We start from the raw sequence: 23,238 nt of genomic DNA on the forward strand, positions 1-23,238 counted from the left end.
CATGACCGTACAGTTCCGATATAGCGCCCGCTTGTTGCTGAGTCTGTGTGCCGGTTGGGGGGCGATCAGTCCTGCCTGGGCGGTCCAGGGGAAACTGAGCCTGACCGCTGCCTACGATGCTTCGCGCCTCAACGACCCGACCGTGCAATCGGCCGCCCATGCCTTTGATGCTTCGACGCATGAAGAGGCGATAGGCCGCGGCGGCCTGTATCCGCAAGTGTCGTTGACCTCGCGCTATGGTTACGGCGGTCGGACCGATGGCGGCAGCGACAGCAGCTATGTCAACAGTAACGATTACCAGGCGAACAACGTCACCCTGGCGGCGCAGCAACCGCTCTATGACAAAGGGCGCTGGGCGGCGTACCAGGAGGGCAAGGCGCGGGGGCAGTTGGGGAACCAGCTGTTCGATGTTGCCGGCCAGACCCTGTACGACAGAGTTGCCAAAGGCTACTTCGATGTTGCCCGTGCCGAGAACGAGATCAAGCTGATCGCCCAGCAAAAGACCGCCATCAATGGTTTGGTGACGCAGAGCAAAAAGCTTTACCAGGGCGGCCAGGGCGCGATCACCGATGTTGATGAAGCCCAGGCGCGGCTCGACCTTGTCGAAGCCCAGGAGACTGAAGCCCAGGCTCGCCGTGTGGCTGCATTACGGGCGTTGTCCGGTCGCGCCAGTGTGGCCATCGATGACATCCAGTCGATGCGCGAAGAACTGCCGACCGGGAGTCCCATTCTGCCGGAGCGGGATTTGTCGTACTGGACGGCGATTGCCCGAGAAGCCAACCCCGAGCTGGCAGCCCGGCTGGCGGCGGTGAAAGTCGCCGAAGCGCAGGCCGACAGCCAGCGCGCCGGGCATTATCCGACCTTGTCGCTGACCACTCAGCTCAGTCGCCGGGAAAGCCGTCAGTATCAGGAGCAAGACCCGCGGCAGGACTCGTATTACGTGGGGGTTCAGCTGGATATTCCGTTGTATCGCGGCGGTGCGGTACGCGCCTCGGTAGCGAAGGCCGAAGCGCAAGTGGCCGGTGCCCAGTCCGACTACGACGTACAGCGTCAACAGTTGGCCGAGGACATCGAGATCGACTATCTGGGCGTCGTCGCCGGGTTCGCCAAGAGTAAGGCGATGCTGCGGGCGGTGGAGTCTAATCAGCGGGCGCTGACCTCGACGGAAAAAGGCTTCCAGGGTGGAGTGCGCTCCACGGTGGATATTCTTGATGCGCAGCAGCGAGTGTTCCAGGCCCGTCGAGATTTGCTCAACACCAAGCTCGACATGCTGCAAAGCTACGTGAGCCTGCACACCCACACTGGTCAGATGAACCGCGCAGTCCTGGAACAAGTGCAAAACCTGTTCTGAGAAATGAAGCCGGGCAGAGAATGCCTCACGTCTCTGACCCACGCCCACTCCTTCAAGTCTAAACATACAAGCGAACCTGCTCGCGAAAGCGGTGGGTCAGCTTGCATCCATGTTGGATGGGCCGCCGTCATCGCGAGCAGGCTCGCACATTGTTGATCGGTGGTGGTCCTCAGTTGTTCGAGCACTGCACAATCCCTGTGGGAGCAAGCAGGCTTGCTCCCACAGGGTGTTGACTTGACTCAGGCGGTAAAATCGCTGGCGTGCAGCTCCTTGACGCCCACCATTTGGACTTCGAACTCGGGGGTGGCGTCGGCGTTGACACTGCCGTAGAGAATGCCATCGGCAAAGCGCAGTTGGCCGGTAGCGTTGGTGGGGTCAAAGGCGTTGCTGCCGATGAAGGTGAAGGCGTCCATGTTGGCGGTCAGCGGGTTGGCGTCCAGGCCGGTAAAATCCAGATGATCACTCTCTGTGGTCTTGAAACCGCTGATCACATCGCGCAAAGCCCCGACGCCCATGTCCGACAGCGCACCAAACGCGTAGGTATCCGCGCCAGTGCCACCGGTGAGGTTGTCGGTGCCTGCACCGCCGATAAGCCGGTCATCGCCCGAACCGCCCACCAGCGTGTCATTGCCCGCACCACCACTCAAAACGTTCGCCGCGCTGTTGCCCGACAGAGTGTCGCCGTAGGCGCTTCCCGTCAGGTTTTCGACGAACTTCAAGGTGTCGAGCCCGGAACCCCCGGTGTTTTGTTGTGCGGACGTCGAGAGGTTTGCGGTAACGCCGGACAGGGCGCGTTCAAAAGACACCGTGTCATTGCCATCGCGCCCGTCCAGCACGTTGTTGCCGGCTCCGGCGAACAGCGTGTTGTCCAGTGCGTTACCCGTGCCATTGGCGGCGCCAGTGCTATCGATATAAAGACGCTCGACGTTGTTGCCGAGGGTATAGGCCGCCAGTCTGCTGTGCACGCTGTCGATCCCTCCAGGCACCGCATTGCTGTTGGTCTCGATCACGGAGTCATCGGCGTTGTCGACATAGTAGGTGTCGTTGCCATCGCCGCCGCTCATGCTGTCGGCTCCTGCGGCGCCATCGAGCACGTTGGCGGCGGCATTGCCGGTGATGAAGTTGCGCAGTTCATTACCGGTGCCGTCGATGTCCGACACGCCGGTGAGCACCAGATTTTCGAGATTGGCACCCAGGGTCCAGCTGACCGAGGCCTGCACCGCATCGATCTGCGATGGCGAGGAGTTGGTTTCCGTCACGCTGTCGGACGCGTTATCGACCACATAGATGTCGTTGCCGTCGCCACCGGTCATGGAGTCGGCACCCAGGTCACCATCCAGTGTGTCGTTGCCCGAGCTGCCCACCAGGGTATCGTCCTGGTCAGTGCCGGAAATCATCCCGCCCTGGTTTTGAGCATTGTCGAAAATCGCCTGTACGCTGTTGTTGTCGCTGGGGTCACCTTGAAAACCAAGGTCACCGGCGATGTAGTCGGCCAGGCGCTGGCCGACGATTTCCGCCGATTCCTCGTGCAGGTGCCAGACGTCGTCGGGATACACCAGCGGATCGACTTCGTAGCGCAAGGGCAGGTCGGTGTAGTCCACTGCCAGCTTGACGTCGGCACGCTCGGTGGCGATGGCTTCCTGGACGCCGCGGACATAGCCTACGCCCTCGACGATGGAGGCAATTTTCTCTTCGGAATAACCCCGGGCACGTGCCGCATCCTCCTGGTAGTGACCGGTTTCCATGATGTACACGCCGAAGTTGCCGAACTGGGCATGCAGGTAATCAAACACCTTCAGGGTCGCGTCTTTGTAGGCAGCGGCGGCCGCTGTTTTGTCCGTGGCACGGCCGATCTCCTGGGCGGCTTCCTCGCCCTGGCCCCAAATGATGCCCATGGTGACGTTATCGATCGATTTCAGTTCGCTGAGCTGGTCGCCCAGCAACGCGGCGGCACGCAACAGTGCAGGCCCGGGCTGGTTGGTGTCGGTCAACCACCAGCACAACTTGAGTTCCTCGGCGCTCATGGTCGACAGGCCATTGACCGTGCTGCCTCCCACCGCGAGGTCGATGCCATTGCCATCGGCATCGGTGAACTGGCTACGCACGTCATAAGGGGTGTAGCGATCCAGGTCCTTGACCAGCATCGAGGTGCCGGACTGATCGTCGTCCTCCGTCATGCGCAACAGGCGCGCATTGGATTGGCCGAGGGTGGGCAGGTAGAGGATGTCCTGTTGGGCGCGCTCGCCGAACACGAAGTCGCTGGCGGTCAGGGTGTTGAGGTAGTTGCCGTTGAGGGCGATTTCAAAACGATTGCCATCGGCATCCACGTCGGCGGATTTGATGTAGGTCTTGTCACCGGCCGTGTTGAGGGTCATGTACAACGTGTGATTACTGCCATCGCCGAGGCCGACAAAGCCCAGGCCCGACACATCGATCTTGTCGACGCCCGCGGTGAAGTCATAAATCGTATCGGTGGCCGTGATGCCGCCGGCGTCGTAGTCGCGGTAGCTGTCGAGCACATTGGTGTAGCGGAAGGTGTCGGCACCGTCACCGCCATACATTGCGTCACGTCCGGCGCCGCCGTCGACGATGTCCGCGCCGGTACCAGCCTTGATTGTGTCGTTGCCACCAAGGCCGAGGATCAGGTCCGCACCCGCCGTGCCGTTGAGGGTTTCGGCATTGTTGGTGCCGGTGATGGTGTTGGCAGGCGCATCGGCCACCGCCAGGGCGAAGCTGTCACTGACCGACGCACCTGAGGGATCGGTGGCCTTGACCAGTACGCTGTAATTGCCCGAAGCCGTGCTGATCGGCGTGCCGCTGAACGTCAGGCTGGTGGCGTTGAAACTCAGCCACGCGGGCAGGGCGCTACCGTCGGCGAGGGTTGCAGTGTAGGTCAACGCATCCTGGTCGGCGTCGGTGAAGCTGTCATGGGTGACGGTGTAATTGAACGGCGTGCTTTCGGTGGCGTTCTGGTCGAGGAGGGGTATGGTCACCACCGGCGCTGAATTGCTGGACGCGTTCTGGCCGGCGAAAACAAAATGACTCGCCGTCAGGCTGCTCACCAGGTTGCCTGCCATCGACACTTCGAAGCGGTTGCCGTTGGCGTCGACAGTGAGATCCTTGAGGTAGGTGCGGTTGCTCGAAGCGCTGTAGGTCAATTGCAGCGTGCCGTTCAGGCCGTTGCCCAGGGCCGTGTAGCCGAGCGCCGAGACATCGATCTTGTCGGCGGCCACGTCGAAATCGAGGATCTGGTCACTGACGCTGGTGGAGCTGGTGCGGTAGCTGTCGAGTGTTGAGGCGTAGCGGAACACATCGGCGCCTGCACCGCCGGTGAGTTTGTCCACGCCGGTGCCACCGACCAGGATGTCATTGCCGGCGCCGCCATTAAGAGTGTCGTTACCCGCGCCACCGAACAGTTGTTCGTTGGCTGCGGTGCCGGTCAGGGTGTCATTGTTCGGCGTGCCGTTGATCACAGTGGGTGAGGCGGGCACGTCCTGCACGGCGAGGGTAAAGCTGTCGCTGACGGTGGCGTTGCTGCCGTCGGCCGCGGTGACCTGTATGGAGTAGGTACCCGAGGCGGTGTCGTTGGGTGTGCCGCTGAACGTACGAGTCGCGGCATCGAATGTCAGCCAGCCGGGCAGGGCGCTGCCATCGGCCAGTTTGGCGGTGTAGCTGAGGCTGTCGTTATCCGGATCGGTGAAGCTGGTGGCCGGAACCACGTAGCTGAACGGCGTGTTTTCGCTCGCGTTTTGATCCAGCAACGCCGTTGCCACCACCGGCGCATGGTTGACCGTTGGCGTAGTGGCGAAGACGAAATTGGCGCTGGTGAGCTTGTCGACGTAGTTGCCGTTCAGCGTGATTTCAAAGCGGTTGCCATCGGCGTCGGCGGTCAGGGACTTGATGTAAGTCTTGGTGCCGGCACTGTTGAGCACCACGGACACGGTGTTGTTCTTGCCATCCCCCAGGCCGGTGAAACCTATGGCCGAGAGGTCGATCTTGTCGGCGCTGATATCGAAATCGGTGATCACGTCGCTAAGGTTGGCGCCGCCGGTGTTGTAGTTGTGGTAGCTGTCCAGGCGACTGGAGAACACAAAGGTGTCCGCTCCGGCGCCACCGGTGAGGGTGTCCATGCCGGCACCGCCGTCGAGTTTGTCGTCGCCCGCGCCGCCACTGAGGCTGTCGTTACCCGCCAGGCCGAGCAAGGTCTCGGCCGAATCGGTACCCAGCAGCGAGTCGCTGGCGCTGGTGCCGGTGACCACCCGATTGAAGATGAAGTTACTGGCGGTCAGGGTGCTGGCGAGATTGCCCGAGAGAATCAACTCGAAGCGATTACCGCTGGCGTCGGCATCGTAGTCCTTGATGTAGGTGCGGTCGTTGCTGGCGCTGTAGCTGACCTGCAGGGTGCCGCCACGGCCATTGCCCAGGCCGGTGAAGCCTAGGCCGGCGAGGTCGATCTTGTCCTGGGTGACGTCGAAGTCGGTGATGGTGTCATCGAAGCTTGCGGTTGCGTTGCGGTAACTGTCGGACTGAGCGACGAAACGGAACGTATCGGCGCCGGTACCGCCGGTGAGTTTGTCGGTGCCTGCACCGCCCACCAGAATGTCAGCACCGGCCCCGCCATTGATGGTGTCGTTGCCGGCACCACCGTAGAAAATCTCGCTTTCGGCGCTGCCCAGCAGGGTGTCGTTACCAGCCGTGCCTTGCACAGTGATCATCGGCACCGTGTCGCTGACGTAGCTGCCGTCGCCATAGACCAGCGTGGCGCCCTTGCTGGTGTGGCTGATGGTGTTGCCAATAATGGCGTTGCGATCGGTGCCGTTTTCATCGCGCTCTGCAACACCGTAGGTCGACAGGTTGCTGCCGCTGATGAGGTTGCCCTGGATCGTGTTGTCGCTGCCGTTGAAGTACTTGCCGGACACGCCCAGGGTGTCGTCGTAGGACTGGATGATGATTTCCGGTACGGGGTTGCCCAGGGAGTTGTTGTTGAGCGTGTTGTCGATGATCTCGACGTGGTTGCTGCCGTAGACGCGGATCCCGGCGCTGGTGTTGTCGTGGATATTGACGTCGCTGACGGTCACCTCGCTGGACAGCTTGATCAGCACCCCTTCGGCGCCGTTGCCGTACACCTCGCCACCGGTGATGGTGATGTTGCTGGGGGAGGGGATGTCCTCGCTGCCGCGCTGCACCACGATGCCATTGCCACCATTGTTGTAGGCAACGTTGTTGGTGAGGGTGAAGTCGTGGGTACTGGTGACGACGTTGAAACCGTGGCGATCATTGTCGTAGGCAACGTTGTTTTCGAAGGTGCTGTCGCTGAGGAAGTCAGCAACGAAGCCGTCCAGGCCATTGCCGTGGGACACGCTGTTCTTGATGACCATGTTGACGGTTTGCTCGTGGGGGTCGAAACCGTACCCGGAGCAATCCTTGATCTCGACGCTGTCGAGGGTGACGTTGGAGTCGTAGCCTTCCTGGCCGGGAATGAAGCCGTTGAACCAACCGTCGACCTTGCCGGTGGTGTGGTCACGGTTGCCGTCGATGGTGAGGTTGCTGACGCCAAAGTCGTGGGTTTCTTCGCCATAGGCCGAGCGGATGACACCCGTGATCTTGGTGTCGGAGCCGTCAGCTACCTTGACGGTGGTTTCGCCCATGCCGTCTCCGTACAGGTAGACGTTGCTCTTGAGCATCAGGCAACCGTCGGAGGGTTCCTCGCCTCCCGAAACGATGTAAGTGCCGGTCGGCACATACACCTGCCCCCCACCTGCCGCGGCGGCTGCATCAATTGCACTTTGTATCGCCGCGGTGTCATCAGTGATGCCATCTCCTTTGGCGCCAAAATTTTGTACGTTAAAAATCATGAGCTTATCTCCGTATCGGGCTAAAACGTCAAAAGCTGCCAATATTCCATCGACGACCAACGTGTTAGGGCCCAGCGGAGCGCGAAAGTTGTGACCGCATATCGGGGAAGTGTCAAAAAATCGCACTAACTGATCAGCGGTTGTGAACCTATTCGAAAAAACAACGTTCTGTTGACGCTCGCTCAGAGAGCGAACAAGCCCGCGGCCACAGGCTCCGCGATTACCGACGTCGAGATCGAGAAGCCTTTTATCCATCAGGCTGGCGTTGCGCTCAGGATTGGCTTGTCTCGCAAGACTCGACCGTTGAGCGGCTGAAGGCGATAGAGGGTCAAGGCATCGACCGTCGGGCCGATAAGTTCAACAAGTACATGACGGACTGATCCTGCCAACAGTCCGGAGCTGAAGGCGAGGAATCACTTCGAGTCAGGGAGCATTTTCAACGCATGTTTTTTAAAGCCTGCGTCGTCTCCTGTGCTGGCCTGTAGCCGTTGCACCGCCTGGAAGCCCTATGAAAAGCAAGTCTCTCGACCCTCTGCCGCAGATGCGAACCTCCAATCTTTCCCTGACCCGCAGGTCTTTGACGGGCTTCTCTTGCCTGTTGTTGTCGATCTTCCTGTTGGCCAGCACCTTGATTGTTTACATCGCCTTCGAGCAAAACCAGGACGCCGAGCGCCGCAGTCGCTTCTATGCGGAAAAGGCCATGCAGTCCTTGGAGAAGTCGGTTCTTTTGACGATCAAGGACTACGCATTCTGGGGCGACGCCTATGAGCACCTGCACAGGACGGTGGATACCGACTGGGCATTTGTCAGCCAGAATGCCGGCTCGACGCTGTTTGAGGATTTCGGGTTCGAGGGCGTGTTTGTGATCGATCCGACCGATCGTACGGTCTACTCGGTCATCAATGGGCAGCTGGAGTCGGTCACCGCTGAAGACTGGTTGAAACAACCCATCACCGCGCTCATCGAACGTGCTCGCATCGATGTCGAAAACGAAAAACCCATCAAGGCGTTTCTCGATGTCGACGGCACCCCGGTGTTGGTCGCTGCCGCGCCCCTGACGCCTGGTACTAACCCCCAGGTCGAAACGGATGACAGGCCAGCCTCAATACTGTTGTTCGTCTCCAGGCTCGATGCTGCCCGATTGAGCACCATTGCCAATGATTTCGGGATTGCGCAATTGCGTGTGGCCTCAGGTGATAGTGCAACGCTGGGCACATCGTTTTTGCGTCTGGGGGAAACCGGTACGGCAGGCACCCTGCAGTGGACACCGGCGCAGCCGGGGTATCGGTTGATGACCGTGGTGTTGCCGCTGATTGGTATAGCGGGGCTGATTATCGGAATAATGACCTGGTTTTTTCAGCGGCGTATCACGGCGGCTGCGCAAGTGATGGATGCCAGTTACACCTCTGTGCAGGTCAGTCGCATGGCGTTGGCGGCCAGTGAGGCGCGGTTTCGTGATGTCGCCGAAGCGTCCTCCGACTGGATTTGGGAAATCGATACCGGGTTGCGCTTCACCTACCTGTCAGAGCGCTTCGAAACCGTGACGGGACTGCGCAGGGCCGAGTGTCTTGGCCGGCCTATCGATGACTTGCTGGTGTCTGATCAGGGCCCGCTTTCCCAGTGGTTGAAAAACCACTCGCGACGGGCCAATGCCATCTTGCAATGCAGTTATCTGGCAGGGGACGGGCAAGCCAGGATTTTCCGTCTATCCGTGCGAGAAATGGAGGGGCTGGGCTATCGCGGCACGGCCTGCGATATCACCGAAGAAGTGGCGGCCCGCCGACGGATCGAATACCTGTCGCAACACGATGCGCTGACGGGCCTGGCGAACCGCGCCCGGATGCAGGAATTCCTCGACGGCAAACTCAAGGCTGCGCCGACCCTGGCCGATCCGTTGGTCATGCTCAGCGTCGACCTGGATCGCTTCAAACCGGTGAATGATTTGCTCGGGCATGCCGCCGGCGATCAAGTGCTCAACGAGGTCTCCAAAAGGCTGGGACAGTGCTTGCGCGCCGATGACCTGGTCGCGCGAATCGGTGGCGATGAGTTTGTGCTGGTGGTGGCGAATATGGTTTCTCAGGAGGAGGTCGAGCACCTGTGCCAGCGCCTGATCGACTGCATCGAACAGCCGTTCCAGATTAATGAGCATGAGGTGTTTATCAGTGCCAGCATCGGCATTGCCATGGCACCGGCTGACGCCACCCTGGCCGATGAGTTGCTGCGCTATGCCGACATCGCGCTGTATGAAGCCAAGGATGCAGGACGCAATACCTGGCGTTTTTACGCGGGCGACATGAATGCTCGAATCCTCGATCGTCGTCAGTTGGAAAGCGATCTGCGTCACGCGATCAAACATGATGAGTTGCGTCTGCACTTTCAGCCGCGCTATCAGATTGCAGGCAGGGTCATGGCCGGTGCCGAAGCGCTGGTACGTTGGGAACACCCGCTGAGAGGGTTGTTGTCGCCCGACGTTTTCATTCCCATTGCGGAAGAAACCGGGTTGATTCTGCCGCTGAGCAACTGGGTGCTGCACACCGCTTGCAGGGCCGCGTCGACCTGGCCCGAAGAGCTCTTTGTCTCGGTAAACCTGTCGCCGACAGAGTTTCAGCGCGGGCAACTGGTGTCCAGGGTTCAGGCGGTGTTGGCGCAGACCGGTTTGAATCCGGCGCGGCTGGAATTGGAACTGACCGAGAATGTCATGCTGGACGACGCCAAGGGCGCACTGCAGATCATGCACGACTTGAAAGCCTTGGGTGTCCGCCTGGCAATGGACGATTTCGGCACCGGCTACTCGTCATTGAGCTACCTGCGTTCATTTCCTTTCGATGGGTTGAAGATCGATCGCAGCTTTATTTCCGGGCTGGCTGCCAGCGGTGATGATCAGTCGATCATCGAGGCCATCGTCGGGCTGGGCAGGGCACTGTCGCTGACCGTCACGGCGGAGGGGGTGGAAACGATCGAGCAACTTCAGGCGTTGCAGGATGCGCGGTGCGATGAGGTTCAAGGGTATTTCTTGAGCCGGCCTATGGATGCGCAGGCGATCGGACAGTTGATTGACGTCCACGCGAAGCATTCAGGGCTGCGAGCGCTGGCCGAAAGCGCTCACGCTGAAGTTTGACACGTCAGCTGCGCACGCTTCACTGCGCCAGTTGCTCGACCAACTCTGGCGTCACGTAGTGCGGCCCATCGAACAGGTAGAGCGGATATCCGTCATAGGCCGCCAGTTGCGGTTTGAGCTCGGCAGCGGTCGCGGAGCGGAAGCCGCCGCCAAAGTTGGGGCGGAAGGCTTCGACGATGATCCGCACACGGTCTTTGCCCAGGCGCTGGCGCAGGGCGTCGGCGTAGGTTCGGGCAACCGGTGCAGTGCGGGCGTAGACGCCAACACCGTCCTGGAAGAACACGCCGATGTCATTCGGCAGCCACTGCTTGAGCCATTCGGCGGTGGCGACAGGGCCGATATTGGCACCGTCATACACGCTGATCCACAACGGTCGCGGCAGCTTGGCCAGCAGCGCGGGCAGGTCTTTGGCGCGGGTCCAGCTGGGGTCGACTTCAGCCGGGAAATACCAACCGGTCACGTGCAACGGCGTAGGCAATTTGGCGATCCGTTCCGAGACAGCGGCCAGTTGCTCGATGTTGTCCCGTGAGCGGTTCTCGCTGAAATAACCCGCCAGCCCCAGGATCACATCCTGCGCCCAGGGTGCCTTGGCGATGCGCGCCCAATCGGGCAGCACCGGTACGGCGGGCAGGCCGGTACCGGGAACGAAGGCCTGATCGTCGACGACTGTCCATTGCACCAGCAGCTCACGCGCGCCCAGTTTTTCCCAGTGTCCGCGGATACCGACGGTCTTGTTGTCCGGCTGCCAGACGATGCCGACAATCCCCGGATCCAGGGCCTTGGTCTTCGTTACGTAGAGCATGCTGGTACCTGCGCTGATGGTGACGGCAATCAATAAAGCAGCAACGGTCGCACGACTGACGGTGTAGCCGAAGATGTTCACGGAAGTGCCTTTTGAATGCGTTGATGCCATTGGCTCAGCGAGGTGACACCTTTGGCGTTCCAGTTGGCTGCCGCATCAGGGCCAAGGTGGAACTGGCCCTCGTTGAATTGCCAGACGATCACTTGCGGCTTGTGCTGGGCAAAATCCGCCGACTCCAGGTATTGCAGCAGCGTAGCCCACGGACCGACGTCGCCGGGGTTCCAGGTCAGTGCGACGGGACGGTCCAGGGCATTTGAGAGCTTCTGGGTAAAACCCAGGTAAGGCTGGACAAAGCTGTTGCCGATAACCTGGACCGGTGACGGCGCATCGTCGATCAGCAAGTCGTTTTCGGCCTGATGGCGAACGGTGTAGATGTCGCGACCAATCGCCTTGCGCTTGATCGCTGGCAGAAAATTGCTGGCCAGGTCGCCAAACGCGCGTCTGTCGAACCATTGGCCCAGCACCGCGCCACCACCGGGGTCACCTCGCAGGCGGTAGCGCTCGGTAATCAGTTGCGCCGTGGAGTCGGCGGTGTTTTCGGCGCTCCAGGCTGTCCAGTGGTAGTCGGCGCGGTAAAACGCGGTCTGTTTGCCTTGCTCGGTCCGTTGCAGGATCGGCTTGATGTTCAGCGTGGTCAGACCTGCTTGGGTCAAGTCGTTTTGCAGGTGGTCATAACGCTGCATCACGGCCACGCTCAAGGGTTGATCGGCGGGCAGCCTCTGGGCATAAAACGGCGCTTTCATCGGCACCACCAACACGACCAGCCCAATGTGTTCGCGTTGAAGTTGCTGCTGGAGTTCTTTGACCAGTGCAACGCTACGGGCAGTGCCGGTGTTGTCGACCTTGCTCAGGCTTTCCCAGGCCGGGAATAACCAGCCGCCGTTGCCGGTGATCACCGCCGAGGCGGCTTGAACGCAAGTGCCCGACAGACTCAACAACAGGCCGGCGATCAGGGCGGGAACCGGTAGGCGACATTTCAATTGAAGGGTCATGGCGCGGTCTGGTCGACAAGGCCGATCAGGCGTGGGGCCTGGCGGGAGCCGATCAAGAACAGGCTATAACGATCGCCGGCTTTGAAGGGCGCGAGCTTCATCGGCAGGCTTGCGTTCTCATTGCAGGTGGCAATCAGCGTTGCCTGCACCGGGTTGATCGTGCGCTGGGCTTGCCCGTTGAACGGCAGCTGGTTGAACACAGGAGCACCGTTGGCGAGTTTGACCTCGGCCTTTTCGCAACCGTTGGCCAGGTTGTAGACATTGAGTTCGGCGCGCAGGTCTTTACCGCGCAGCGGCGGGTCGATGACCAGGCGTGGCGCCCGTGCCGGGTCGCTGTCGAGAATCAGCGTGACCCACGCACTTTTGGGTGCGCTGAGGCCTTTTATCTCGCGACCATTGATGCTCACCTGTAGCGGCTGCAGCGAGTCCACGACCTGAAACGGACTGGCCAAGGCGGTTGAGGCGGCAAGGGCAAAACTCGGGCCTTGGCCGACCCGGACCTGCATGGCGGTATCGGACGGATTGACCACCCGCACCCAGGCCGAACCCTCGGGCAGTTTCGGCGCATACAGCTGGGCGATTTCAGGGGCCGCTTGTGCCCCCATTGAGACCAGGCCAAGACCCAGCCACAAACACATTCGAACGTTCATGCAAGTCCTCAATAGGAATAGGTCAGGCGCGCGAACACGCCTTCAGCGTTGTCTTCGCCCAGCACCTTCACGCGGTATTGCAGGGAAAAATCCACATAGGAGCGGGGGGCGTTGTACGCATCTTCGCGAAACCAGTACCGCACGTTGTTACCGATACCAACGCCGCCGGCCTTGCCCGATGACGAGTCCGTGCTGCCGTCGGCAGCGGTTTCGCTGTTCATCTTCGAGTCGTAGTCGAACGCGGCCACCACATGAGGGAACGTCACCCAGCGCGAGCCCGCGCCGCCGATGGCGTAGCTGCGGCCCACCTGCCATTCGCTGTTGAAGTAGTTGCGCGAGTCGTTGACGTAATGACCGGCTTCGGCGAACAACTGCGAGGTCCACCAGCTGTCGGCATCGACCCGCAGATCGGTGCCGATGCTGGAACCGTAGCCCAGGCGCAGCAACCAGTCACCGTCGACGTCCGACGAACCCAAGGGGAAGGTGCGCTCGACGGCGGCCATCACGTTCAGCGAGGTGAACGGTTTGACTCGCACACCCACGGCGCCTTGCAAGGCGTCGAATCCGGTATCCGAATCGCCGTTCTTGCTCCACAAAGTGTCGGTGACCCGTCCGTAGAGTTCGACAAACCGTGCGTTGCGGTAGCCCAACGGACGCCAGGAGAGCTCGGTACTATTTTGCACATTGTCATTGCTGCTACTGCCGCCGCTCGGTGCTGAGCTCAGGCCGCTGCTGGTGCTGTTGCCGCGATAACTGGTGGTGTTGGTCAAGCCCCAGGTGCGCGACACATCGGCCACGGCGCGGCGGGTGTCGAACAGCTGCTGCTCGGACATGTCGAGCTCACCGGCATTTTTCGCGTCGATGACTCGCTTGAAGTAGGTGACAGCTTGCTCGTCGTCATTGACCCGCATGGCGTTATAGGCCGCATCCTGCGTGGCTGTCGGCGTGAGGCGGGTGTCGGCATCGGCCTTGCGGAACGAAGTATGGGCAGCCTCATCGTCGCCGGCCTGGACCGACAGATAGGCGATTTGCAGTTCGCTCATCGATTCAAGTTCACCCGTGTCCCGCGCTTGTTGCAGGCGTTCGCGTGCAGTCCGACGCTGGCCGATGGCGGCATACAGGCTGGCCTCCTCGTAGGCGGGCAGGCTGCCTGACGCCAAGGCCTGGGTGAAGTCCTTGCGAGCGCCGGCATCGTCACCCGATTGCTGGCGCAGACGACCCCGTTGGGCCAGCAGCCGCGCATCATCGCCGGTGACTTTTAGACCGTCGCTGGCTGCCGCGATGGCCTCGGGCACACGTTTCTGATCACTCAGGGCGCTGACCAGCAGTCGGCGGTACGCCGGATTCTGTGGCGCGCGGGCAATGGCTTCGTTCGCCAGGGCAACCGCCGTCGCAGGGTCTTTGCGGGCCAGGGCCGCGTAGGCTTGGCCGGCCATGTCGGTGCCGCCGTCGCGCTGGTTGCCCGGCCAGATATCGCAGACCAGGCCGAAGGCCGTTTCTTGACAGTTCAGTGCCGGGGCAGGGAAGTGGGCAATCACGTTCGCGCCGTTGTCTTTCTGCCGCAACGCCATACGGGCGGCGGTGCGGCGGCGGGCCACTTCACCGCCTTCATCGTCGGCCAATGGCTGCAGATGATCGAGCGCTTGTTGCGGCTCGCCATGGGCCAGTGCGGCGTCGGCGGCGAAGAAACGAATGTCACGGGTTTCCGCTTCCAGCAGGCCATCGATGGCCAGGGCGTGATTCAGGTCAGCCTGGGCTGCCTGAGTTTTACCCTGACGATCACGGGCGTAGCTGCGCAGAATCCACGGAGCGATTTCCCCATCGTCTTGCGCCAAAGCGCCTGACGCGGCCTGTTCTGCAGCTGGGTAGTCCTTGGCGGCGAGGAGGGCGCTGATCAGCAGTTGCTGATTGGCACCGATTTCCGGAGCCCAGGCGACGGCTTTTCTGGCCTGGTCCACGGCCACGGACACCCGGCCTTGCTCCAGGGCACGATAACCCTCAACCGCCAGCGGGGCGGCCAATTGACGACGAATCGCTTCGCGACGCATCAGCAAGGTATCGTCGTCCGGGAACACGGCCAGTGCCTGGGTGGTGGCTTGATCCGCTTCCTGCAAATGCTGTTGGCGCTGCAAGGACTCGATCAGCAGCAATCGATAATCCATGCGTTTGGGTGCCTGGGCGATGGCTTTGCGTGACGCCTGGGCAGCCGTGCCGAAGTCATCGCGATCGTAGGCCTTGAACGCCTGGGCCGCGGCGCCGAAGCCTGGGGCCTGACGCGACTGCGGGTAGCGTTTGGGATGATCACGCAGTTCCTTGTCGCGCTGAGCCAGCGCAATCAAGGTGTTCAAACGGGTGATGTCAGCTCGCTGACGCAAGGCTTCGCGGGCCTTGGCGATGGCCAGGTCGTAATCTTTGCGCTCGTAGGCGCTGTAGGCCTCGTTGGCGGTGACATAGGCCGGGCCGGTCAACGGCAGCGGCAACGTCTCGGCAAGAGCAAGCGCAGGTAACAGGCTTAGCCCCGTGGCCATGAGGGTCAGGAAGGGGCGATTCATGCCGGAAGCTCCGCAGGGTAGTGGCTGTGCTGACGCGCCACGGCCTTTTCGATGGTGGAGCGGGGCAGCACGCCGCTGTCGACCAGATAGTCGCCGATGCGTCCGTGACGCTGCGGGCGGTACTGCAACATGGTGCGATTGAATACGTCGCGATCCAGCAGGCCCATTTCGATCAACAAGTCACCCAGCAGTGGCGCGCAGGCATCCGGCACAGACTGGCCTTCGCGCACGTTCAGTTGACGCAACTGCGCGACGATTTCGCTTTCCCGGGCAATCAGCTGCACCGGTTCGCCACCCAACACCTCGCTGACCTGTTGCAGACCTTCGGCCGGCAACGGGCTGGCCACGGCAAGTTGTGCTCGGCCGTCGGCATTCAAGCCAACCGGCACCACGCGCCAGCGCAGAGCGAATTCATCGTCCAGGGTAAGGGTCGACGCCTGCGCCTTGTTGGCCACATCGAACACCCGCGGCAGATCGTTCTGAAAGGCGATGGCTTCCGCCAGTGTTTCGTCGTCCAGCCAGCCATTGCTGAGCAAGATCCGCCCCAAGGGCATGTGCCGGGTTTTCTGTTCGTCGAGTGCGCTTTGCAGGTCGGTTTCGTTGATCGCCTGCCAGGACAGCAACACGCTGCCCAATTTGCGCGGTGCGAAGGCAACCAGGTCGGTGGACGGGAAGTCGTGCATGGTCTTGTCCCACACCAGTTTGCGGTTCATGACCTTGCCGACGATGAACATGCGCCACGCGCGGGAGGCGGCCATGAAGTTGACGAAGTTGCCCACCACCATGCGCGGAAGTGACAGCAAACCATGCTGCCAGCCGTACAGCACGGTGGTGAAATAGCAACGGTGCGCGATACGCCAAACCAGCGCGATACCGTTGGCCAGCAGCAAGTATTTGATGAAGCCGTTGGTTTCAAACGGCGTCGGGAAGCTCACATCCCACAGGCCACTCTGGCGCAGGACGACCAGGCCCAGCAGCTGTACCAGAATCACGTAGGCGATGATGCTGACGAACGCCGTCACCACGCCCTTGCGGTCACGGAACAGCAGATAACGGTTGGCCAGCGAACCGCTCCAGCCCATTTGCTCCCAGCCTTGCAGGCCGATGCCCAGGGTCCAGCGGGCTTTCTGGCGGAATGCGGTACGGAAGGTATCGGGAAAGAATTCGCGCACGCACAACGGCATCTTCAGGGTCGATTCGTAAGGCTTGCGAAACCAGGATTTGCGCAACACGCGAAACTGCACCGGGAAACGCACAAAGATCGCGTTCATGCCAACCTTGGCCAGGCGTGCGCCGACGTCGTAGTCCTCGGTGAGGCTGTCCGTGTTGAACGGCTGGTTCTGGGTTTCCCCGGCCAGCACTCGCAGGGCACGGTGGGAGAAACAGGTGCCGACCCCGGCAGACGGCACCGTGTCGGTCATGCTTTCACGCACCACCAAATCCTTGCCATGCCATTCGGCGAATTCGTCCATGTAGGTGCCGGCCACCCATTCGTACCAGTTGCGCTCCAGCGAAACCACAGGCAACTGGATCATGTCCTTACGCGGCAGCAAGTAGTTGAACAGGCGCAATTCCAGCGGGTGCAGCACGTCTTCGCTGTCGTGCAATACGACGCCAGCGAAGGTCATGCCGTGGGTTTTCTCGTGCAGGAAGATCGCCTGGATCACCCAATTCAGGCAGTCGGCCTTGCAGGTCGGCCCGGCATGCGGGACTTCCACGCGATGCAGCTGCTTGTAGCGCCGACGCATGCGTTCCACTTCATCGATGGTGCGCTGGTCATTGATGTAGGTGCCGACGAAGACAACATAGTTCTGGTAATCCAGGGTCGACACCATGTTCTCGATCATCGGTGCGATGACGTCATATTCCAGCCAGGCCGGGACCATGATCGCCAACGGCTGCTCATCCCGGGCCATCAGTTGCTCGGCAGTCAGCGGCCGGTATTTGCGATCCACGGTGAACTTGCGAAACAGGCGGCGAGACCAGTACCACAGGTCAATGAACAGATCGTCCAGGCTGGAAATCAGGATCAGCACCGCGATCACGATGGTCGAGATTTCCAGGAAGCTGTAGTAGTGGGCCAGCCAATAGGGCCAATAAAGCGACGTCATCGAAAGTTACCGTTATTGGCGATTGCGACGGGCGTTACGGCCGGCCAGCAACAGGATGAGGACCAACAGGATGCCACCCGGAATCAGCCACAACAGCGACGGCGTGCGCCAGGCGTCCAGGCCCTTGGGTTCTTCGTTGTCGATCAGTTGGCTGCCGCTTGGGTCCTGGGTGTCGAAGGTGGTCAGTGCACCGTTGTCACTGAGGATGGCCACGTCGCCGCGGGTCAGCAGAATCTGCTTGGCGAAACGTGGGGCGTCATTGCCCAGGGCGCGATAGACCAGACCGTGCTGGCCGGCGGCATCCACCACTTGCAACGAGGCCAGGTGGTTGAGGGGATGCACGTCCAGTAACACCTGATCCTTGTGATTGATGCGCAGGCGACCCTGTTCATCAACCTGCACCGATTCTTTGCTGTCCTTGATCGGCAGCTCGAAGGCGAGGAAGGCTTTGTCCGGTGTGACCGAGTCTTTCGGGTCGGCACTGACCTTCAGTTGCGCCCGCAGCGGCGAAACACCAGCGGCGTCAGCCACCGAAATCACTTGCGGCAAGCTGCTCGCCGGATGCTCGAGGTAGGCCTGTGGCACGAGGAGTTGCGTGTCCACTGCAAAACGCGCGGCCATGCCGGAGAAGTCATCGCCCAAGGCCGTTTTATCCAGCACGATGTGGCTGGTCGGCAGCACCGAGACCGGGAACGCCTGTGGCGTTTCCAGGCAACGATCGCTGACCGGCTGACGCTGGAACGACACGCGCAAAACGTTCTTCGAACCCAGGGCGTAACGCGGGATACGTGCTTCGATGCGTTGCTGTTCGCCGTTGGCCACGAGCTGTTGTGCGCCAATCAGGTAATCGTTGAGAAACAGCGAGGCCACCGGCGCGGTGTCCGAGGCGCCGGGTGCGGCAGATACATCGACTACCGCTTTCACCGGCAGGCGCCCGTCGTAGGCCACGCTGCCCAGAGGGAACGAAGTGCTCCAGTCGGACTTGGCCAGCACGTCGATGGCACCGGGGTTACCGCCCAGGCGCGACAAGGCCACACGACCGTCGGCGCTCAATGGCATTTGTGCTTCGCTGATCGTCAATTGGCGGCTGCGTGCCAGTGCGTTCCAGGCCGTGCTGAACAGGGCCAGCGCCTTGCCGGTTGCTTGCGGCGCGATCATCAGCACCGGGCGGGTGCCCAGCAATGCCAGGCGCACGTTGTCAGTGCCGGTGGCGGCCAGACCTGCATTGATATGCCGCTGACGCCATTGCGCGAAGGCGCTGGCGGCTGTGGCGTCGAGGCCTTGAATCTGGCTCGACAGCGCGTCCAGCGATTCGTTGACGGCTTTGAGCAGTTGCGGGTCGTTGATGGCCAGATCGGCCTGGACATTCGCCGTTTGCCCCAACATCAGCAATGCGCCGATTTCCGCAGGGTTGGCCAGTGTGTGCGGGCCTTTGCCGTTGAGGCTGGCGAACGCTGGAATGCTTTGCAGTTCGGCCGGGATGCGCAGGCCGCTCAGGTCAACGCTGTCTTTTACGGCAGGGAAGGGCAGGATCTGGCTGTGCTTGCCAATTCGCTCCAGTGCCACGCCCAGGCGCCAGGCTGCATCGTAGCTTTCGGCAGACAAGGTGCCCGGCGCGACCATGATTCCCGGTTTGCCAGGCAGTGCCGTCCAGGCAGCGCCGACGTCCTGCAACAGGCTGGCGTCGTAGCTGTAAGTGAGGCGGGTGTCCGGTTCGATACGCAAGACGTTGCCGATGGCGCGTTCGTCTTCGCACAACACACGAGACACGATCGACGACCAGGCAATGCCCAGGCGCAGCGAGCCGCTGTCCCGCGCTTTCTTGTCCACGCCGAGTGTGGCGCTGGCATCACCCTTTGGTTCGCTGAGGCCCTGGGCGCTCACCGGATAGCCGTCCAGCGACAGCAGCAAGGTGTTGCGTCCACCTTCGCCATTGAGGTAACTGGCGTCGAAATTAAGCGTCGCATCCGTCAGCGGCACGCCCGCCGGCACCGGCAGATACAGTTCCCGTCGGGCATCGGTGGAGCCGAGGATGATCGGCGCGTCGATCCCCAGATCGCTCAAGCGCACCTGACGCTCTTGTCGGGTGTCGGCGTTGAGTCGGTTGATCGCCTGGGTGAGCGGGCTGTCCGCGGCCAGAGCGAAAGTCGGAATGAGCGCGAGCAGGCTCACACCACAGGCAAGGGCGCTAAGCGTGCCCGTATGGATGGCAACGGAAGACTTCATTCAGGTAGATCTCGAGCTGATAAGGGGAGGGGCGGTTTGGTTTATAGAGAGGTGAAAGCCGGAAGACTTTTCTCAGGTGCAGGTAGCCCTGACAGGTAGTGCTGGAACTTGGGCAACCGCCCCCCAGTCACGACGAAATCATCGACCGGACGGCCCACCAGGGCATCGACGATGCGCGCACTGGCCTTGCCATCGCCGTAAGGGTTGGCAGCCTGGGAGCATCGGCGCCACAGCAGGTCATCATCGAACAGGGCGTTGACGCCAGCGATGATCGAGTCCGGCGAGGTGCCGACCAGGCGAACGGTGCCCGCGGCGACAGCTTCGGGGCGTTCAGTCACATCGCGCATCACCAGCACCGGTTTACCCAGCGACGGCGCTTCTTCCTGTACGCCACCGGAGTCAGTGAGGATCACATGCGCCCGTTGCATCAGGCGCACGAAGGCCAGGTAGTCCAGCGGCTTGATCAGGTGCACGTTGGGCAGATCGCCCAGATGCTCGGTGACCGGGCCCATGACATTGGGGTTCAAGTGCACCGGATAGACGATCTGGATATCAGTGCGCTGCGCCAGATGGCTCAAGGCCTTGCAGATATCCAGGAAGCCTTCGCCAAAGTTTTCCCGGCGATGCCCGGTCACCAGCAGAACCTTGCGGCCGGCTTGCAGGAACGAGAATTGTTGGTCCAGGCTTGCCCGCAGGTCAGCGTCTTGCTCAATACGCCGCGCCGTCATCTGCAACGCGTCAATCACCGTATTGCCGGTCACGAAGGTGCGACCTTGAAGACGTTCGTCGAGCAGGTTTTGGCGCGATTCGTGGGTCGGCGCAAACAGCATGTCCGCACTGAGGTCGATGCAGCGGCGGTTCATTTCTTCCGGCCACGGGCTATAGATATCGCCGGTACGAAGCCCGGCTTCGACGTGACCGACCGGGATGCGTCGATGGAACGCAGCCATCGAGGCAACCATGGCTGACGTGGTGTCGCCGTGTACCAGCACCCGGTCCGGGCGGGTCATTTCCAGCACGGGGTCAATCGCCCCGTAAAGCGCTGCGGTCAACGAGTTGAGTGATTGGTGCGGCGTCATCACATCAAGGGTGTAATCGGCCTTGAGGTCGAACAGATCCAGCACCTGTTTAAGCATGCTTTGATGTTGGCCAGTGATGCATATCTGCGAATGAATGCCAGGTTCCGCAGCGAGGGCTTTGACCAAAGGCGCCATCTTGATGGCTTCTGGACGGGTACCGAAGATCGAAAGGATTTTAATCCTTGAATGATGGCGAGCGATGATGTCTTCCTTGCGCAGTTTTAGTGCGCAGCACAACAACGACCCAGGTTTTATTCATACCGGAGTACGTCATCGTTATTTGAATTTAGTAAGACCGGGGTAATCAGCGTGAGTCTAATGTTCACTTCATACGAGGTGGCACATTGCCTAAGAACCCGGAGCCGGCCGGATTATTAGCATTAATATTTAATGTTTTAAAGCGTTATACGTGCAATTTTTTTAAATAATTAAAGTTTGAAACTTTTGTGATTGTGGTCGGTCTTTTTTAGGTTTTGATGATTTTTAGAAGTTTTCGATAAGTTGTTTTTACACCGCCAACTCATTGTTTTTTAAGACATTTATTTATTTTATATCCATTCGTCAATTTAAATGAATTATTCACTCATTATAACGGTCGTGATCGCATGCGGTTACGACCTGGATTTCTAGCGTGACGGTTATGATAGTCACTGAACTGACGCCTGTATATTGTCATGACGAAATAAGTGTTTATTTTTGAGTAATAAATGAACTTTCCCTCAGCCTTCAATTATTGATAAGCCTTTTGCCTATTTTGGTTAGGCAGGTGACTCGAAGAAGGGTTCTTTGAGTCACCCATAACAGTGAAGCAACATTCCATCTTCCACCGTTAGAAATGGCGCCGCCGCAGTCCGACGAAGACACCGCGGCGGCCGATCAATCAGGCGGCGGGGAGCAAGCCTTTCTGTTTGGCGACATGAGTTGCCATTGCGTCCATCAAGTCCGGGGACAGGCAGTCGTAGGGCTCAAGGCCGATCTCGCGCAGGCGCTCACGGATGGCCTTCATTTGCGCTGGCGGTGTGCCGGTTTCGATGATGGAGGACACGAACGCCGCGAAACCCGGCGCAGCCCATCCGCGCTGGGGAGAGAGCTCGGTATGGACGAAGTCCAGGCCATAAAACGCATGGTCCTTGTTCTCGATGCGCCCGAAGAGATGGGCATGGCACTGCTTGCAGGCGTGCCGCTGGATGGTGGCGGTTTCGTCGACAATTTCCAGTTTTTCGCCGTGGGCAATGACGCTGACCTTATCCCGAGGTACTACGGCAATGACGGCGAATGTCGCGTTTTGCGGTTTCCAGCATTTGCTGCAGCCGCACGCGTGGTTATGCAGGGTTTGTGCGTCGATCTTGACCTCGACCTTGTCGGTCGCACACAGGCATTGCAGGGTGCCGCCTGTGAAATTCGCGGCGGCGGGTTGGATACCGTTGTCCAGTGCGGGGTGAAGCTTCAAGGTGCTCACGTTGGCTTCTCCGTTTCAGGGTGTTAGACGAACGTGCCCGGGGGCGAGCTGTTGCCTCCGGGTAGGCCTGAGAAAATCATAGTTCAAAGGCGCACTAAAAACTGAGTAGACGGACCCGTTAGCCAGAAACCGGGTTAGAGTGCTCATCAATGTCTGTTCGACCTTCCACTCGATTCGTGTAGTCGCGCCAAGCGGTTTCAGCGAACGAAGCGGGCCAAAAAACCGTATATCAATCGTTATGTGAAGAATGAATCGTTCGCTATTTGTTTCTCTGGATGGGCCCAAGGGAGTCGGCAAAACCACGCTTTTGGAGGCCGTTACGAAAGCACTGAGGGCAGACAACAAGAAGGTGATCCGACTTTGCGAGAGCAAAAGCGATCCCTACAGGGGTGAAACAATGACCCTCGTGAACAAACTCGTCAGAAATCCCACCCGGGATTTGGAGATGCGGGTTTGTGAGCGCTTTGCTGATAGCCGTACCTGGATTTCCCAACACGTGCTGACTAAACAGCCACCAGACAGCATCATCCTGATCGATCGCTGGTATCCGTCTGATGCCGCGTTTCGACGGATAGTCCCGTTTGCAGAAATTCTACAGTTGAACCTTGATCGAAACGTGCGAGTGCCAGACCTGCATGTCGGGGTTGTCACTGCCCCTGAAATTTCATGGGCGAGGGCATCGGCACGACAGCGTGGGCTGAGCAGTACTGTGATCCATAAGCTGGAAGAACATGTTGCTTGTACCAAGTCGTTCGAGCGAGCGGTTGCGGATCACGGCTGGGTTTTATGCCGTAATGAAGGAACGATCGAAGACGCAACGATGCAGGTGATTTCCGAGATCTATAAAGTCCTTCGATGCCCGTAGGCGAAGTTCACTGAGAGGCCCTTGGAAGAAGTTCCATCCAGACACATCATTTAACATAATATACATTACACGTAACAAGATGTTTCGAGATTAGCCGGTTGCACGCAGATTTGGCAGC

Annotated in this window: 12 protein-coding genes; 3 read left to right on the forward strand and 9 right to left on the reverse strand. The window is 60.1% G+C overall.

All coding sequences use genetic code 11. From position 1 onward, the window contains the following. Nucleotide 1: 1 nt before the first annotated feature. Nucleotides 2–1,351, forward strand: a complete 1,350-nt coding sequence (locus ABH912_RS05710) for a TolC family outer membrane protein (RefSeq protein ID WP_429509978.1) — start codon at nucleotides 2–4, stop codon at nucleotides 1,349–1,351. A gap of 239 nt (nucleotides 1,352–1,590) precedes the next feature. Here ABH912_RS05710 and ABH912_RS05715 read toward each other — a convergent pair whose 3' ends face one another. After that, the gene (locus ABH912_RS05715; RefSeq protein ID WP_429509979.1) at nucleotides 1,591–7,206 is read right to left on the reverse strand and encodes a putative Ig domain-containing protein; all 5,616 of its coding nucleotides are present in this window, start codon (nucleotides 7,204–7,206) and stop codon (nucleotides 1,591–1,593) included. A 508-nt stretch (nucleotides 7,207–7,714) separates the two neighbouring features. On the opposite strand from ABH912_RS05715, the gene ABH912_RS05720 reads away from it, so the two are divergent. Beyond that, nucleotides 7,715–10,324: a bifunctional diguanylate cyclase/phosphodiesterase gene (locus tag ABH912_RS05720; protein ID WP_429509981.1), complete on the forward strand. Its 2,610-nt coding sequence runs from the start codon at nucleotides 7,715–7,717 to the stop codon at nucleotides 10,322–10,324. Nucleotides 10,325–10,343: 19 nt separating this feature from the next. Here ABH912_RS05720 and ABH912_RS05725 read toward each other — a convergent pair whose 3' ends face one another. From ABH912_RS05725 to gfa, 8 genes are all read right to left on the reverse strand, one after another. Beyond that, nucleotides 10,344–11,126 carry a hypothetical protein gene (locus ABH912_RS05725; RefSeq protein WP_429513056.1) on the reverse strand — a complete coding sequence of 261 codons (783 nt, stop codon included), beginning with the start codon at nucleotides 11,124–11,126 and terminating at the stop codon, nucleotides 10,344–10,346. 77 nt (nucleotides 11,127–11,203) lie between these two features. Beyond that, nucleotides 11,204–12,178 (reverse strand): alginate O-acetyltransferase AlgX-related protein, encoded by a 975-nt coding sequence (locus ABH912_RS05730; protein ID WP_429509983.1) that lies wholly within the window; start codon nucleotides 12,176–12,178, stop codon nucleotides 11,204–11,206. Then, nucleotides 12,175–12,828: an alginate O-acetyltransferase AlgF gene (locus ABH912_RS05735; RefSeq protein WP_429509985.1), complete on the reverse strand. Its 654-nt coding sequence runs from the start codon at nucleotides 12,826–12,828 to the stop codon at nucleotides 12,175–12,177. The genes ABH912_RS05730 and ABH912_RS05735 overlap by 4 nt, the downstream gene beginning before the upstream one ends. A gap of 8 nt (nucleotides 12,829–12,836) precedes the next feature. Continuing rightward, on the reverse strand, nucleotides 12,837–15,380 hold the full coding sequence (locus tag ABH912_RS05740; RefSeq protein ID WP_429509986.1) for an NfrA family protein: 2,544 nt from the start codon (nucleotides 15,378–15,380) through the stop codon (nucleotides 12,837–12,839). Continuing rightward, the gene (locus tag ABH912_RS05745) at nucleotides 15,377–17,491 is read right to left on the reverse strand and encodes a glycosyl transferase family protein (protein ID WP_033054851.1); all 2,115 of its coding nucleotides are present in this window, start codon (nucleotides 17,489–17,491) and stop codon (nucleotides 15,377–15,379) included. Before ABH912_RS05745 ends, ABH912_RS05740 begins: the two co-directional genes overlap by 4 nt. Before the next feature lie 12 nt (nucleotides 17,492–17,503). Next, nucleotides 17,504–19,717, reverse strand: a complete 2,214-nt coding sequence (locus tag ABH912_RS05750; RefSeq protein WP_429509988.1) for a hypothetical protein — start codon at nucleotides 19,715–19,717, stop codon at nucleotides 17,504–17,506. Nucleotides 19,718–19,758: 41 nt separating this feature from the next. After that, entirely contained in the window at nucleotides 19,759–20,997 is a 1,239-nt protein-coding gene (gene wecB, locus ABH912_RS05755; protein WP_429513057.1) for a non-hydrolyzing UDP-N-acetylglucosamine 2-epimerase, read from the reverse strand. A gap of 679 nt (nucleotides 20,998–21,676) precedes the next feature. Next, nucleotides 21,677–22,255 (reverse strand): S-(hydroxymethyl)glutathione synthase, encoded by a 579-nt coding sequence (gene gfa, locus ABH912_RS05760; RefSeq protein WP_429509990.1) that lies wholly within the window; start codon nucleotides 22,253–22,255, stop codon nucleotides 21,677–21,679. 247 nt (nucleotides 22,256–22,502) lie between these two features. On the opposite strand from gfa, the gene ABH912_RS05765 reads away from it, so the two are divergent. Continuing rightward, nucleotides 22,503–23,120, forward strand: coding sequence for a dTMP kinase (locus ABH912_RS05765; protein WP_033054846.1), 618 nt, complete (start codon nucleotides 22,503–22,505; stop codon nucleotides 23,118–23,120). Nucleotides 23,121–23,238: the final 118 nt, after the last annotated feature.

Origin of the sequence: Pseudomonas sp. BT76 TE3572 (genome assembly GCF_050435365.1) — a bacterium.
Lineage (GTDB): Bacteria > Pseudomonadota > Gammaproteobacteria > Pseudomonadales > Pseudomonadaceae > Aquipseudomonas > Aquipseudomonas fluorescens_W.